The organism is Virgibacillus alimentarius (assembly GCF_017874635.1).
In the GTDB taxonomy this organism is placed as follows: domain Bacteria; phylum Bacillota; class Bacilli; order Bacillales; family Amphibacillaceae; genus Virgibacillus_B; species Virgibacillus_B alimentarius.
On sequence record NZ_JAGIKX010000013.1, the window covers coordinates 32,563 to 48,276 of the forward strand.

Sequence of the window (15,714 nt, forward strand, 5' to 3'; positions counted from 1 at the left end):
GGGGTGCAGTTCCGGGCTCTATCACGCGAGTTCCTGACCGCGTCGCGCGACTTCAGCTCTGCATCGCGCGAGTTCAACCCTGTATCGCTCGAGTTCCTGACCGCGTCGCTCGACTTCAGCCCTCTATCGCACGAGTTCAACACTGTATCGCTCGACCCACTCTCCTTTTCGCGCGACTTCAGCTCTGCATCGCGCGACTTTAGCCCTCTATCGCTCGTCCAAAATGACCTAAAAAACGTCCCGCTCCTCTTTGAAGCTGTCAAAAGCTTAAAGGAGCATAAAAATAGCATGTGCACTCAAAAGAGGATGCACATGCTATTTTTATATATTTTTTAAACATCGATTGGAAGGATCGAAGGATATCCGTAAAGAATAAAATCGTTAAAAGTCCGATAATGGTCATCGTATAGGACAAAGTGTCATCAAAAATGGTTACCCCAAGCAAAACCAATACAATTCCGATATAAAATCCTGGATCAGAAAACGCAAGGGATTCCACGTCATCCATCTTCATTTTATTTTGCAACTTTTTATCGCTCCTGATCAGTTCGTCTATGGTTACAGCAAATAGATCACTCATTTGAATTAGATTTTCAATATCCGGATAACCCTTATTAGACTCCCATTTATACACGGCTTGACGTGAGACATTTAATTCCTTCGCTAATGCCTCTTGGGACATGCCACTTTCTTCCCTTAGCCGCTTTAACTTATCACCAAATGCATCACCCAAATCACCACCTCCTCCAAAAAGCCTACACCAATCCCTTTGATTGTGGAATAAACGTGTCGTAAAAAAATGTAAACGTAGGGTTTACAACCCGCATACTTCCTTTATTTCCGCTGGATCTCCATCCATTCGATCAGGAACGTTTCAGTAATTTATTCAATTTATTTCGATACCCAAAATATGGCATCCCCGTAAAAATAAGAGCGATTAGTGACAAATAACCAAGAATCAGGCTGCCATTTCTAATCAGTGCAGGAACCCATCCATAACTGCCTAACGCGCCAAGGAACATGAAGGTGAATGTAATGATCAGCATGATGAAAGCAGCCTTCCCCATTTTTTTCTTTTCCGTTTCATACTTTTCAATCATTGTTTCTTTGTCTGAATAAATGGGGGCTGTCCCGACTGGTGCATAAAAAAGATGAATGCTGTTTGCAGATGAGCAGACATGCGACCATCCAGCCGCTTCAAAATACGCGAAGTAATCTTCATCTGCATCCATTTGATAATCAAGGGAATATTGAATCGTTGCCGGCTCTCCTTTTTGTAATCGATAACCAAACGGGGCAAAGCCTTTTAATATCCAGCCCTTTTTGGCATACTTACTTAGCTTTTTCATATCCTTTTCTTCAGAAAACGCCAACCCACCACTGGAAACATATTTTGTCTGTTTCATGCTAATGGCTCTCCCTTCTCTTTGAACATTTTCTCCGCATGGCGCACCATCTCTTGTCTGCGCTTCACTTCCTTTTTCAAAAGCTGCACACCTTTTTTGGTTGTGATATATGTTTTTTTGCGTCGATCGCCTTCATCAACCAGTTCGATTAATTCTGCGGAAAGTAACTTTTGGATCGTTGTATACATTGACGCCGGTCCTACAATAAAATTGCCATTTGTCATGGTTTCAATTGATTTCATAATGAAGTATCCATGTTTTGCTTCCATTAAAGACAGCAATATATAAAACGGCGTATCTGTGAGTTCCTCCATTTCTGTTGTATATCGTGCCATCGCAATTATCCTTTCTTATATCATATGATGATATATCGTTATGTATAATATATCATCATATGATATAAATGTAAACAATATGAAAAAGAAAAAGCACAATTCTGCAAAAGAGAATTGTGCCTTTCATTCATTTCCGTAACCGGAGAATAAAATCTTTCAAATCAACCATACGAGCGAACGCTGGTTTCGCCTCTGTTCCGGCAATGATCAGTGGGACAAGGGATTCCTGTCTGTGCAACGAGCCATGTGCCGCTCCCGCAAGATGAAAGGGTGTGGATTGCGCTTTAAATTCACATCCCGGTTTAGCATTCACAACAATAAAACGGCCGGAATGCGAATGCAGTACCCCGCGCAAACGAGCAAGTGCATCAGGATAATCCCCGTATGTTACCTTTTTATCCTTGGTCACATGCAAATCAAGAAGATCCTGCTCTCCTTCTAAGTGCCACGTTTGCTCATATAAATCCATATAATCTCCACCTGATCTGTACGTTAGGGAATTTTCATGCTTGCCAGATTCCACATGAATCATCCCTTCCTCTTTCCAGGCGATCACATCGATACGTTGATCTTTCTTTAGTTGTTGGACCACCTGAGACAGAGGAAGTTGATCATCCAGCACATAAATATAGGCCATCCGCTGATTAACAGTAATCGCAAGCTGATCTTTCCTGCGAACCGGTCGCTCCACACGCGCGATCCGATGTTTTTTCAAAATTTTACGTAAATCAATCATGACCTTCTTATATTTCGAGCCTGTAGGAGAATGGCCGTTATCACCAATCACGATCCATATATTTTGATGGAGTGCCTCTTCCCAGCTTGGATACACATTGAGTATCTTTTGAATTTCCTTGTCAATTTTCGTAATCCCTTTTATATCCAAAGGCCCTTTAAAATGAATACGCGCGTCCATATCCTGAAAAATACAAAACGTAAAGCCCGGAAGCTTATTTTTCTTCATTAAATAGCGAAGTTCTTTCGCTGTATACTTATAATTGCCCGCTGCTATTTGTGTCGGGATGCCTCGCGGGCGAAGCTTGGAAAATACACCTAGTGAGAAAATCGGTGTTGTTTTGCTTGTCCATTCACCATCTTCAAATCGTGTTAAGGTACTCAGCAAGCGCGGAACTTGAAGTTTTTTCGGTGTATTTCCACGGTAAACAAATGAATTAATGGATGCGGAAGGAATTCCCATATGCGCTAAGTCCTCATAAATCGTCGTCACTTCTCCACTCAAGTGTTCATTATTTAATTGATAAAGCATGTTATGAATGGAGCGACGCATCCCCATTCGAAGTGTTTCGCGAAACCCGGTTCCGTAATTAATAAACTGTTTCTTGGAAACATCAAACCAATTTAAGCCTGGTACCTTGTGTTGATCCGCATACGTCCCAGTCAAAAGACTGCTGTCAATCGTAACAGACATCGTGGGAAAGGACGTAACCATATCGGAAAAATAATTTCCTCTCTCCATCAAAAACTGCAGAGCCGGTGCACGTCCAGTCTGAGCATCCGTTTCCAGTGGCATGGACATCAAGGAATCCATATTGAGCATTATAATTGGCTTATGTAATGGATATTGCTTCATCTTTTTCACCTACCTCCATACATATACCTTTAACTTATACAAAAGAAGCAGTTATATACACAAAAAATAGAAAAAACTGCCATCCCTACGTATGACAGTTTTTATATATAGGTGAAAAAGCAGTGGTATTTTTATGGATTGGTTGTCCAAAGTCCTGCTGTTTTTACAAATACACGTTTATTTAACTTCAGTTGTGAAACAATAAGTTCCGCCATATCTTCCGCCTGAAGCACATTGTCTTCATTCCCTTTTACTAAGCCTTCTTTGATGGCTAGATCGGTAACAACGGTACTTGGTGTTAATGCAGTAACACGAATATCATGCTTGCGCGCTTCCATTGCAAGTGATTCCGTCAGCCCAAGCACACCGGCTTTTGACGCACTATAAGCGCTCGTTACAGGACCACCTTTTTGCCCAGCAGTAGAAGAAATATTGATAATATCACCGGATTTTTGTTCTACCATTGTTGGAAATACTGCACGGGTGACATAGTACATACCGAGTAAATTGACTTGAATGATTTTTTCCCACTCAGCAGGATCAAGCTCCATAAAGCTTCCGAACTTAGCAATACCTGCATTATTGATTAAAATATCTATTTTCCCTAAACTATTTTTTAATTGATCAATCGTTTGTTTAACCTCTTCATTGGAGGATACATCCGCGGTACCAATGGAAACCGTAACACCTTCTTGCTTTGCTTCCTCTGCTACTTTTTCTAAATCCGCTTGTGTACGTGCCAACAACCCTAAATGAACACCTTCTTTAGCTAAAGCAAGTGCAGTCGCACGACCAATCCCCTTGCCAGCACCGGTGATGATTGCTGTTTTTCCTTGTAATGATTGTGACATAAGAACACTCCCTTAACATTAATCAACCCCCATTATACAATTTTTTATTTAAGAAGAAAGCAAATAGACTTATACTGAATTTAGGCAAAATTAACATTGCTGATTTTCTAACTCCTAGTCGCGCAAACTACAGCAGAAATCGAGCGAGCTGCTCTCTCGGACGAGCAATTTTCACATAATGGTGCGCAATAATCATGCGTGCGCGAGCAGCAACGACAAACAGTCGAGCAACAGGAAGGCATGCTCGCGCAATAAGGGAGGTAGGCCGAGCGATAACACGTGTGAGTCGCGCAACAAGAGGAGCTACTCGAGTGATATAGCAGAAAACTCGCGCACTAACCAATACATATCACGGTACGACTTGAACATAAAGCATCGAAGCCCCTGCGTGAGATCAACATGCCTGGCAAATGCACATTCCCTTAGCCCCGATTTCTGCACAGACAAAGCCAATATTTTCACAAACCTCGACAATCTTCCATTTCATTTCCAAAAAAATTTGACGTTATTTCCCGGGAAATGATGAAATTTCCCGCTCTAACATAATGAAAGCGAAGCGACTTTTATCCATGTAAAAAGCCGCTTCGCCTGTCACTTAAAATAGCTTATTTCGCTAAAATTGCCTTGCACCTGTCAGTTCCAATGGCTGAACCTTTTGTCACATGGTCACTCCTTCTGCGACTTTGATATTTCCTTCTCTTAATTGATCCACGACAATACTGTTAATCGCATTGATATAAGCGAGTGCACTTGCTTTCATAATGTTTGTATCGGTCGCTTTTGTCGTATACCTTTCCCCTTCATATTCCACTTGAATTTTAACTTTACCTTGTGCATCTATCCCTCTTGATACACTATTAATATGGTATTCAATCAACTTCATATCCAATCCGCTAACTGCTTTGATCGCAGAATACACGGCATCGACTGGACCTGTACCCACTGCGCTGCTTTCCAAAACTTCGCCATCTTTTTTTACCTTTACACTAGCAGAAGGAAAATGATTATTACTGATCACTTGCAGATCCACCAGTTCATAAAAATATTGACTGAAGTTGGTTAAACCTTGATCCTGCGTGCTCTGCTCCCTGAAATAATTTTCAATGATCACGTACAGATCATGATCATACACTTCCTTCTTTGTATCCGCTAGTTCAATAAATCCTTCAAAAATTCCTTCGAACTGCGCTTCCGTTAAGTTTGTAAATCCTAATTTTTCAAGCGTATTTTTCACAGCGTGACGGCCAGATCTTGCAGTTAGCACAAGGTCCATATCGTCCATGCCCACTTCCTTAGGACTAATAATTTCATACGCATCCCTGGATTTCAGCAGCCCATCTTGGTGGATTCCGGATGAATGTGCAAACGCATTTTCCCCGGTAATTGCTTTATTCACCTGTACATCAAGCCCCATCAAACTGCTGATAAGCCTTGACGTGTTCATAATTTCTTTCGTATTAATTTTCGTATGCGCCTGAAATGCAGTCGGTCGTGTATTCATTGCCATGACAATTTCCTCCAGCGCCGCATTACCTGCACGCTCGCCAATCCCATTAATCGTACATTCCACTTTATCTGCACCATTTTTTACTGCAGCTAACGTATTCGCAGTCGCCATCCCCAAATCATTATGACAATGAACACTTAATAACACCTGATCATTGACGTTTTTCAGGCGATCATTCAGTTTAAAAATTAATTCACCAAATTCCTCCGGTTCTGCGTAACCAACCGTATCGGGAACATTAATCATCGTCGCCCCAGCCTTAACAACCGCTTCAATCGTTTGCCATAAATATTCAAAATCAGCACGAGAAGCATCCTCCGTGGAGTATTGCACCTCCGGCAAAAGTGTTTTTGCGTATTTCACTGCCTCCACACCGATATCTAATATCTTATCCTTTGATTTACCAAACTTCTTTTCCACGTGAATATCCGAAGCACCCAGCACAATATGGATTAATGGGTTTTCTGCATCTTTCACACTTTCATACACCGCATCAATATCACCCTGTACTGCTCGGGCAAGAGCGGTAATCATGATATCGTCTGTATTTCCAACCTTCCTTGCAATATCTTGCACCGCCTCAAAGTCACCAACAGATGAGGACGGAAACCCTGCTTCAATGATATCTACCTGTAGCTTTTTTAATTGTTTAGCCACCTCCAATTTTTCAAATTTATTCAGCTTCGCCCCTGGTACTTGCTCTCCATCACGCAATGTTGTATCAAACGTCCATATTTTTCGACTCATGTATAAGCACTCCTTTTTAAACTATTTATAGAATTAAAAAAGCCCCGTCTCTATAGCTATATAGAGACGAGGCGTTACTCGCGGTACCACTCTAATTGATTAATAAATTGATCATTAATCCACTTCATTTTCGGTGGCCATCACCACCTATCTTCATAACGGGAGAATTCCGACATCCCCTACTTTTCTTTCAGGGAGTAGCTCTTGGATGAGTTCAAAGGAAGTAACTGCCGATTCGCACTACCCACCGGCTCCCTGAAAGATTACTAAACTTCTACTAGTTCCAATCTTCGCTCATAATTATTTAATTATTTGCAATCATATCTGAATTCTAATCCGTTGTCAACAAAAAATATCAGAAATTTATATTATTTTTTTCGACTTATCTCTGCACGCTATCGTTGCCAATCAGACAGAAACAATCACAAAAATGGAAACTTATACATTTTTGTGAAAATTGTATTGAATTGAAAACGCATTCAATATATAATTTGTTATACAGTATAACATCTTTATGATGAAAGGAGCTCAAACAAGTATGAAACGAATTCTTTTTCTATTATTATTTTTGATACCGGTTTCATTCCTTTTATTAAATGCTTTTTCAAGTAAAGAATATGAATATTACTCTATTGCTACTGGCACTACAGGTGGCACTTATTACCCCGTAGGCGTTGGTTTAGCAAATTTATACACAGAAAAATTAAGTGGAAACGACATTAGAGTGACGGGGCAATCGTCAGGCGGTTCCGTGGAAAATATAGATTTACTCAGAAAAGGCGAAGCACAATTAGCAACGGTACAAGGAGTCATTGGGGATTTTGCTTACCACGGGAATGATATATATAAAAATAAAACTTATGAAGATTTGCGTGCCGTTACGATGCTCTGGCCGAATATCGAGCACTTTCCATTAAAGGATAGTCAAATGAAAACTGGCACGATTGAAGATATTAAAGGAAAAAACTTTTCGATGGGGTCTCAAGGTAGTGGGACGGAGCATACAACACGCATTATCATGAATAGTCTTCAAATCACAAAAAATGATATCGACAAAGAACACCTCGGTTTTAGCGACACAATTTCAGCTATGCGAGATGGAACCATTGATGGAGGAGCGATTTCTGCAGGATTACCGGCCACTTCCCTTACGGATATGTATGCAAGCGGTGTAGATGCCTCCTTACTTGAGGTAACGGATGATCAATTAAAGCAAATTAATGAAAGCTCAGACGTTTTTTATCGATACACTTTACCTCCAGAGACGTATCCGAAACAAACGAAAGAAATTCACACTGTTGCCCAAGGTAATTTTATGGCTACAGATAAAAATTTTGATGAGGAAGCAGTCTACCAATTAACGAAAATTCTCTATGAAAATCTAGAACAAGTACACGGAATACACTCGGTGACAAAAAATATAACCCTGGAACATTCAATAGAAGGATTAACTGTCCCATTACACCCGGGAGCTTATAGGTACTACAAAGAAAGAGGGTTAGATATACCGGCAGATTTAATCCCTCCAGAAGAAAAGAAAGGATGAATATAGATGCTAAATGGTAAAGAAAATACGAATAATAACAATATGATTCAACCTTCAGACAGGTATCCCGACAATTGGCGGAAGTTTATCGTAGTAGGCGTTTCTATTATTCTATCTGTATTTGCGTTATTGGCTAATAGCTTTTTAAATATACAAACAATACACCAAAATAGTATATTTTTAATGTTGGCGTTATTTTTAGCGTTTCTCTTATACTCACCGTCAAAAGAAAAAGCTAACAGCCATTTTTCTTTAACAGATCTTTCTCTAGCCATCTTGAGTGCTATTTTTGTAGGATACATATTATTCGGCTATACAAGTATTCATGTTGAACGTTTATCTCAAGCAGTGACGATTGACTATATTTTTGCGGCCGTAGCAGTCATCCTATTATTAGAGGGAACCCGTCGTGCACTGGGATTATTTATTCCCATGCTCATCCTATCTGCAATGCTATATGCTATTATTGGTCCGTATCTTTCCGGTATGTTTGGACATGCTGGCTTCAGTATGGAACGCTTGCTTTATCGTATCTATATGACTACGGAAGGTATATTTGGGATGACTTTATCGATAGCTGCCACATATATTGTCATATTTATTATATTCGGAGCGTTTCTTAGCGTTAGTGGTGCATCGAAATTGTTTAATGACTTAGCGTTAGCAGTTGCCGGGAGATATCGGGGTGGTCCAGCCCAAGTGTCTGTATTAACAAGTTCGCTAACAGGATCATTAAGCGGAAGCGCTGTAGCCAATGTCGCAACTACTGGTACATTTACGATCCCATTAATGAAGTCTGTCGGGTTTAAATCTCGCTTCGCTGGCGCAGTCGAAGCCACAGCTTCCACCGGCGGTATGATGATGCCCCCTATTATGGGTGCAGCAGCATTTATTATGGCAGGCTTCCTTGGTTTGCCTTATCCAGTAATCGTATTAGCTGCTATTATGCCAACTTTTTTATATTATAGCTCACTTATTTTCGCTATTAATATTGAATCAAGAAAGCAAGGATTAGAAGGTATTAGTAAAGAATCGATCCCACAAGTTTTTAACGTTTTGAAAGAACGCGGTTTATTACTTCTTCCTTTATTAATCGTTATTGGTTTATTATTAGCGGGATTTACACCATTGTTTTCTGGATTCATTGGAATTCTTAGTGTCATTATTGCAAGCTGGCTCACACGTGACCCAGCTACACGTGTAACACCTAAAAAGATATTAAAGGCGCTCCATGAGGGAGCTAAGGGATCCGTACAAGTTACCATGGCTTGCGCATCGGTTGGTATTATGATTGCTGTAGTATCTATGACAGGAATAGGAGAAGCGATTGCTACTAATATTTTAAGCATCTCAAACGGCCATTTATTCGTCGCTTTGTTATTAGTTATGGTAACTTGTATCGTATTAAGTATGGGCCTCCCATCGACTGCTTTATATATTGTGGTAGCTGTGACAGTAGCTCCAGCTCTTATCGAAATGGGCGTAAATGACGTCGCAGCGCATTTCTTTGTCTTTTGGTTTGGCGCTCTTTCTAGTATTACTCCGCCAGTGGCTTTAGCTTCTTATACTGCCTCTGGTTTAGCTAAATCTGACGCCATGAAAACTTCTTGGAGTGCACTACGCTTAGCGCTTCCAGGGTTTGTTATTCCTTTTATGATCACTTTTAACCCAACTATCGTGATTCAAGGAAGCAATGTTAACTTTATTAGTATCCTATTCGCTTTACTTACTACCACCTGTATCATATTTGCATTAACGGTTGAATTCTCTCAGTTTTTCCTAAAACCTTTAACATGGTGGGAACAAGTACTCTTTTTATTCTCAGCAGTGCTATTGATGTTTTCTAATTATATTTTCTTAATTACTGGATTCGTATTAATAGGAGTTACGATAGCTATACATTTGTATCAATATCAATTATCAAAAAGGCCCTATAAGGCGTCTTATGAAGGAGAATTAAATGGATGATGCAATCACTTTACCGTAAAAAGGTTTCTACCCAAGTGTTAGAGTTACTTCAACAGAAAATGAAGTCAGGGGAGTATGCACCTGGTGATAAACTCCCCCCTGAAATGGAGTTAGCGAAACAATTCGGAGTCAGCCGTACTTCCATCCGTGAAGCATTAAATATTTTATCCGCTAGTGGAGTCATCACTGTCCTTCAAGGAGGAGGACGTCAAGTAAATGAAGTGAATCTTGTCAATATGTTAGAAGTCCTTCCATATGCATTCATAGAAGTTGATGAAATTATTGATTTACTCGAGATGCGTATGATCATTGAAGTGGAAGCTTCGGCACTGGCAGCTGAGCGCCATAACAAACAAGATGAGCGGAAACTTTTCGACGTGCTAAATCGCTTTAAAAACAGCATGCTGGATAAAGAAAGTGTCGGTTCTGAGGCAGATTATGAATTCCACCTCACGCTAATCAAAGCTTCCAAAAATCCTTTTTTAGAACAAACATTTATGAATATACGAACTGTTCTTGAAAACTCATTACAATTTTCTCTATCCAAAAACATAGGAAAACCCAGAAAAAGAAAAGAGGTTTATCACGAGCATTTGAAGATATACGAAGCTTTTTGCGCAAGAGACATAGAAGCTACTAAAAAATACATGAAAGAACACTTAACGAACGTTAAAATAAAGCTTGAAACACGATATAAATAATTTGGTTTTCCTTTCGAACACGAAAGTGGTTTTCTGCCCCGCAGAAAACCTTATCTTTTTCTTCTCCAGCCCGCGCAATACGTACTCCAAGTCGCGCAGGCACCATACCTGGCTCAACCTCCACTGTACATTCCCATAAAAAAATCCACCATTTATCAAACGCTCATCACACATGGTGGATCTTACTTTATATTATCCTATGGAGCATTCACCCGCTCCTTTTTCCCAGATGCCTGCTTGGCAATAGCTGAGAACACGATCACGGTTAAAATGAGAATGCCTAAGATTAAAAACGCATTGCTATACGCATGGAAAGGACTATCGCTAAGCGGATTCCATTTTCCCATATCCAATGTTAATACACGGCCGAATATAGCTGTTCCAATTGCCATGCCTACATACAAGAGTAAATTTAACATGCCCATGCCAGCCCCGACTTCTTCCATATCCAATGATTTACTTGCAAAACTTGTAATGGCTACTTGATTGATGGAGTAACTGACATATTCAAAGAAAATCGCAAACATCACCCAAATATAGGAATGTCCAACAACCGTTGAAATCAATAGGAAAACAGCGGCCATGATAAGCGTTGCCCAGCGCACCATCATCGAAGGGCCATATTTATCTGTCATATTCCCAATTGGACCGCCGGCAAAGGCTGATAATACAGCACCAGGGAAAATAATAAGTCCTGCCCATGCTTCATTTAAGCCATTCACATGGATCAGCATAAGCGGAAGAACAAAATAAGCAGCGATATGGCATAAATTTACCATAAAAACCATTAACGCTGACATACTGTATGGAATATTTTTAAATATTTCAATCCGAAAGAAAGGATCTTTACTTCGCTTACTTTGCCATGCCATCATCAAGCCAAATATAGCTGCCAAGACAAGGAATGATAGGTGAATTTGCACACTGAGGAGCAGAAACAGCGCAGTTAAAACGCATAAAAAAGCTCCGACAACATCGATATGGCCACTGGAGGTTGTTTCCTTTGGTGTAAAGCGCCACAGCAAGGGCAATCCAACAACACTAAACAAAGAAAGTCCAAATAAAATTCTCCATCCTAATAAATGCGTCAGATATCCTCCAACTAAAGGACCAAAACCAGCCCCAAACGTAATACTCGACATGATAATTCCAATTAATAATCCTCGTTTATGTGGAGGGTAAAATTTTGCAGCCATTACCATGCTGACCGACGGAAATGCTCCGGCACCAGCACCTTGGATCATGCGAGCGATGACAATCATCCAAAAGTTTTGGCTCAAAATGCCAATCAGTGATCCAGCCGTAAGTATCCCAATCCCGATCATCATGAGCCAACGCGTCGGGTAGATATCTGCCAACTTACCAAACGTAATCGCGGAAATTCCGGTAAATAGGATAAATCCTGAAGTAATCCAGCTTGCTTCTGAAGAATTCAAATCAAACGTATTCGCAATTTGTGGAATACCAAGATTAAACATATTAATATTTAAGGAAGCAAACAAGGTAATAAACCATGTTGTCGCTATTAAAAATTTCAACTGTTTCTTCACACGTCATCACATCCTTTCCTGCTGTAAAAACCTAAAATGATATAAGAGTACATTTTAACATTCCAGAGAAATTCACTCAATATAAAGGCATGGCTGGAACTTAGATAAGGCTAATTTTCTAGCTCCCTCCTGCAGGTCGAGCAAGAATAGCGTAAACTCGAGCGATAACCTATCCCACTCGAGCGACAAAGCATCCCACTCGCGCAACAACCGGGGCAACTCGAGCGACAAAGCATCCTACTCGCGCAACAACCGGGGCAACTCGAGCGACAAAGTCTCCCACTCGCGCAACAACCGGGGCAACTCGAGCGACAAAGCATCCCACTCGCGCAACAGCAAAAGTAAAAGACGATGCTTTTCACTAAAAAATAAATTTCCACACTTTAAAAAAGCGTGGAAATTTAGTCAGTTATTCACTGGTTAATTGATCTTTTAATCGTGTATACATTTCTTCCGTGCCAACTCCTGTTAACAAAGGAACTCCATCTATCACTTTTTCTTTTATATTATCGGGCACCAATGTTGTGGATATAACAGCATCATAGTCATCGATCCTGTTTAATTCATCGCTTATTTTTGATTGATGCAACGACACTTCGCTTTCCAACTTATTTTCTTTCAGCCAATCTTTTATTTTCCCCATCAGTACAGTGGATGTAGCAACTCCAGTTCCACACATAATTAATAACTTTTTCATTCCGTTTTCCCCCTTTTCAAGTACATGTTCCAAAGTCATCTCCTTGCCTACATTTCCACTTCTTTCTTTGGCTTTATTTTATTCACGTATACCAAACCGAATAGGATCAATAGACCAAAAAGCCCTATACCGAACCAACTTATCACTTTTGGCAGCCATACAAAGATAAAAGTAGTCCATACTGCCCCATCAACCAATGCGGAAATACTTGAATTTGATCCCATATCAAAATTTGCTGCTATGGCCGCATCCGTAATCAATGGAGCTGCCCATGATGCTATATATAAACCAATGGCAATATAGAATGAACCAGCAATAACCGTCCTTACAATGTTTCCTCTAAATACCGGTACCATTAAACAGATTAAAAATGGAATGGTAGCCAGATCTCCAAAAGGCAATACTGTATTTCCAGGCAGGAATACTGCCAAAAATAAAGTAATTGGTACAATGATCAAGGATGCAGATAATACCGCAGGATGTCCAACAGATAATGCACTATCCATCCCTATGTATAAGCCCCTTCCCGAAAAACGTTTTTTAACAAAATCCCCTGCTGCTTCTGAAACAGGTGATAATCCTTCCATTAACAAAGCAACCATTTTAGGCATAAGCAGCATGACAGCACCGGTCTGTATGGATAGTTGCATCACTTCTGATACGTGATAACCGGCTAATATCCCAATAACAATCCCAATGATGACACCCATCACTGTTGAATCACCGAAAATTCCCATTCTTTTTTGAATAGATGCTGGGTTTGCTTTCAGCTTATTGAAACCAGGAATTCGGTCAAAAAGCCAATTAAATGGCAAAGCAACTAAAAAAGATGGTGCAGAACCTCCATGGGGAAAAGTAATATTTTTATATCCATAAAATTTTTCAACATGTCTTGCTATGATATCGCCCAGGAAAAATATGAAAAGTAAATGCACTGTAATCGTAAATAAACCTAATGCAAACTCACCTGTTAAAGCGTAAACTAAAGATCCGGTAAAAGCACAATGCCAATAATTCCATATATCAACATTTAGCGTTCTTGTGAGACCGAATGTTAATAAAATAATATTCACTACGATGCCAATTGGTATTGTCAAACTTCCAAGTGCAGTTCCATAAGAAATAGCAGCAGCTGCAGGCCATCCCACATCAATGGTATTTAGTTGAAATCCAAAGTTCTCTACCATCGATTGCGAAGCTGGACCCAAACTATTTGTCAATAAATCGATTACCAAATTTAATCCAATAAAACCAATTCCAACTGTTATGCCTGATCGGAAAGCTTTACCGGGCTTAGCCCCCAATACCAACGCGAAAATAAAAATAATAATTGGTAACATGACGCTTGCCCCAAGATCAACAAACCATTGTAAGACCCCCATATGATCCTCCCCCTTAAACAGCGTTTATCATTAGCTACACCTGCATTAAATCATCCGCTTGATTGTTTGCTTGAATTGTTCAACATTTTTTGCGTCCCCAAGCTTTTTTACCATATTTTCATGCTGAAGCACTCCTGTCAAATTTTGAAGCATGTTCAATTGCTCATTTGACTTTTTCAAAGCAAGCAGAAATACCATTTTAACTTCTATTTTATATTGCACAGGCCCCATTGTGTAAAATATTACTGGATTTTTCAAAGAAGCAAAGGCGATCTGTGACTGAACTACCTTGTTAGGGTCCGTATGGGGAATGGCGACTCCATATGGAGATGCGGGAAGTCCAGTGGGGAAATGTTCTTCTCTTTGTAATACACTTTTCACAAAGTCTTCCGTAACATAAGCATTTTTTTGCAGTTGATTACCTAGTTTCGATATCACTTCTTCTTTTGTTTTTGATTCTAATTGAAGTAGAACCAAATCATCTTCGAATCTCATATGAACTCTCCCTCTTCGCTAGACTAGATATGAAATTCTATCATCGCTCGTATGTATAATAACATAATGGCCATTGCGCTGCTTCGATTAGGTGGCCTTTGTATACGGTTTTACTAAAATAATAATACCATGGCACGATATTTTTAATTTACACAAAAGAAAATTCCGGGGGCCCTATGATAGATGATCCCACAATGATAAAGAACCCAAGTTATGTTACTTCGGTTCTTTTGACAATCCTACCCAAAAACCCATCCCCCATTACAGACACTTCATCGTGAAAGCTGAGGGCTGGGATGGGTCTATATATACTTTGGTAATTTTTTTATCATATCATGCTTGAATCAACCTACGCCTTTTCCTCCTTAAAAATCCCCTCCTGCCACATCTGATATCCATAGATAACGAAAGAAAGAATCATTGCGATCAGAAACCATTGCCAATGCTCTAAATTCACAAATGACACAATCCCTAATCCCTCTAAAATAAGAGGAATACCAATAAAGGTGAAAATAGTATTTACGGCCAAATTAGTGACGATGTAAATCCATAAACGGCGATAGGATAAATAAAAAATCCAGAGGGTCCCAACTGGGAAAATTCCATAAACAACACTAATTTCAACTAAGTATCCCCACGGAAGAATATATCGATGCATCGTCCACCATTCATATGTATCCGCAATTTGGAAAAGAATGGATACAAGTAATGTGGCAAAAACGGTCACAGGCAGATAGCGTTTAATTGCATTACCTTTTAAAAACGGTAACGAAAACCAAGGAAGGACAAGCGCAGCAACTTGTAGTAAAGTAATCCACATAATTTCACCTCTAGCTGTTTTAGCTGTTAACGAACAGAACATAAGCACCTATAGTTTGTGCAAATTTAAAATAAATATGCAACATTACCTTCCTCCCTGTTCTGGTTCATTCGCAGTC

Annotated in this window: 15 protein-coding genes and 1 other annotated feature; of the genes, 3 read left to right on the top strand and 12 right to left on the bottom strand. The window is 39.8% G+C overall.

Going from position 1 to position 15,714, the window contains the following annotated elements; all coding sequences use genetic code 11:
* Positions 1-259 precede the first annotated feature (259 nt).
* The 6 genes from J2Z81_RS08460 to J2Z81_RS08485 all read right to left on the bottom strand — a co-directional run bounded on the left by J2Z81_RS08460 (position 260) and on the right by J2Z81_RS08485 (position 6,437).
* Positions 260-733, bottom strand: a complete 474-nt coding sequence (locus J2Z81_RS08460) for a helix-turn-helix transcriptional regulator (protein ID WP_226371136.1) — start codon at positions 731-733, stop codon at positions 260-262.
* 130 nt (positions 734-863) lie between these two features.
* Positions 864-1,406 carry a DUF2812 domain-containing protein gene (locus J2Z81_RS08465; protein WP_226371137.1) on the bottom strand — a complete coding sequence of 181 codons (543 nt, stop codon included), beginning with the start codon at positions 1,404-1,406 and terminating at the stop codon, positions 864-866.
* A complete protein-coding gene (locus J2Z81_RS08470; protein WP_226371138.1) occupies positions 1,403-1,741 on the bottom strand; it encodes a PadR family transcriptional regulator in 339 nt (112 codons plus the stop codon). The genes J2Z81_RS08465 and J2Z81_RS08470 overlap by 4 nt, the downstream gene beginning before the upstream one ends.
* Before the next feature lie 127 nt (positions 1,742-1,868).
* Positions 1,869-3,332 (bottom strand): alkaline phosphatase family protein, encoded by a 1,464-nt coding sequence (locus J2Z81_RS08475; protein ID WP_226371139.1) that lies wholly within the window; start codon positions 3,330-3,332, stop codon positions 1,869-1,871.
* 131 nt (positions 3,333-3,463) lie between these two features.
* Positions 3,464-4,183: a 3-ketoacyl-ACP reductase gene (locus J2Z81_RS08480; protein WP_029270977.1), complete on the bottom strand. Its 720-nt coding sequence runs from the start codon at positions 4,181-4,183 to the stop codon at positions 3,464-3,466.
* A gap of 658 nt (positions 4,184-4,841) precedes the next feature.
* Positions 4,842-6,437, bottom strand: a complete 1,596-nt coding sequence (locus J2Z81_RS08485) for a 2-isopropylmalate synthase (RefSeq protein WP_029270979.1) — start codon at positions 6,435-6,437, stop codon at positions 4,842-4,844.
* Positions 6,438-6,496: 59 nt separating this feature from the next.
* Positions 6,497-6,737: a binding site (T-box leader), on the bottom strand.
* A gap of 238 nt (positions 6,738-6,975) precedes the next feature.
* Here J2Z81_RS08485 and J2Z81_RS08490 point away from each other — a divergent pair.
* Genes J2Z81_RS08490 through J2Z81_RS08500 form a run of 3 tightly spaced genes read left to right on the top strand, consistent with a single transcriptional unit; the run spans position 6,976 to position 10,652 of the window.
* Complete coding sequence (locus J2Z81_RS08490; protein ID WP_226371140.1) at positions 6,976-7,983, top strand: TAXI family TRAP transporter solute-binding subunit; 1,008 nt, start codon at positions 6,976-6,978, stop codon at positions 7,981-7,983.
* Positions 7,984-7,989: 6 nt separating this feature from the next.
* The gene (locus J2Z81_RS08495; RefSeq protein WP_226371141.1) at positions 7,990-9,951 is read left to right on the top strand and encodes a TRAP transporter permease; all 1,962 of its coding nucleotides are present in this window, start codon (positions 7,990-7,992) and stop codon (positions 9,949-9,951) included.
* On the top strand, positions 9,948-10,652 hold the full coding sequence (locus J2Z81_RS08500) for a FadR/GntR family transcriptional regulator (protein WP_226371142.1): 705 nt from the start codon (positions 9,948-9,950) through the stop codon (positions 10,650-10,652). Before J2Z81_RS08495 ends, J2Z81_RS08500 begins: the two co-directional genes overlap by 4 nt.
* Here the strand turns inward: J2Z81_RS08500 and J2Z81_RS08505 are convergent.
* The 6 genes from J2Z81_RS08505 to J2Z81_RS08530 all read right to left on the bottom strand — a co-directional run bounded on the left by J2Z81_RS08505 (position 10,621) and on the right by J2Z81_RS08530 (position 15,638).
* On the bottom strand, positions 10,621-10,776 hold the full coding sequence (locus J2Z81_RS08505; protein WP_226371143.1) for a hypothetical protein: 156 nt from the start codon (positions 10,774-10,776) through the stop codon (positions 10,621-10,623). The genes J2Z81_RS08500 and J2Z81_RS08505 overlap by 32 nt on opposite strands.
* A gap of 73 nt (positions 10,777-10,849) precedes the next feature.
* Entirely contained in the window at positions 10,850-12,202 is a 1,353-nt protein-coding gene (locus J2Z81_RS08510; protein WP_029270983.1) for an MFS transporter, read from the bottom strand.
* Positions 12,203-12,611: 409 nt separating this feature from the next.
* A complete protein-coding gene (locus tag J2Z81_RS08515; protein WP_226371144.1) occupies positions 12,612-12,899 on the bottom strand; it encodes a PTS sugar transporter subunit IIB in 288 nt (95 codons plus the stop codon).
* Between the two features lie 47 nt (positions 12,900-12,946).
* Positions 12,947-14,281: a PTS galactitol transporter subunit IIC gene (locus J2Z81_RS08520; protein WP_226371145.1), complete on the bottom strand. Its 1,335-nt coding sequence runs from the start codon at positions 14,279-14,281 to the stop codon at positions 12,947-12,949.
* Between the two features lie 45 nt (positions 14,282-14,326).
* The gene (locus J2Z81_RS08525; protein ID WP_226371146.1) at positions 14,327-14,776 is read right to left on the bottom strand and encodes a PTS sugar transporter subunit IIA; all 450 of its coding nucleotides are present in this window, start codon (positions 14,774-14,776) and stop codon (positions 14,327-14,329) included.
* 349 nt (positions 14,777-15,125) lie between these two features.
* The gene (locus J2Z81_RS08530) at positions 15,126-15,638 is read right to left on the bottom strand and encodes a hypothetical protein (RefSeq protein WP_226371147.1); all 513 of its coding nucleotides are present in this window, start codon (positions 15,636-15,638) and stop codon (positions 15,126-15,128) included.
* Positions 15,639-15,714 lie beyond the last annotated feature (76 nt).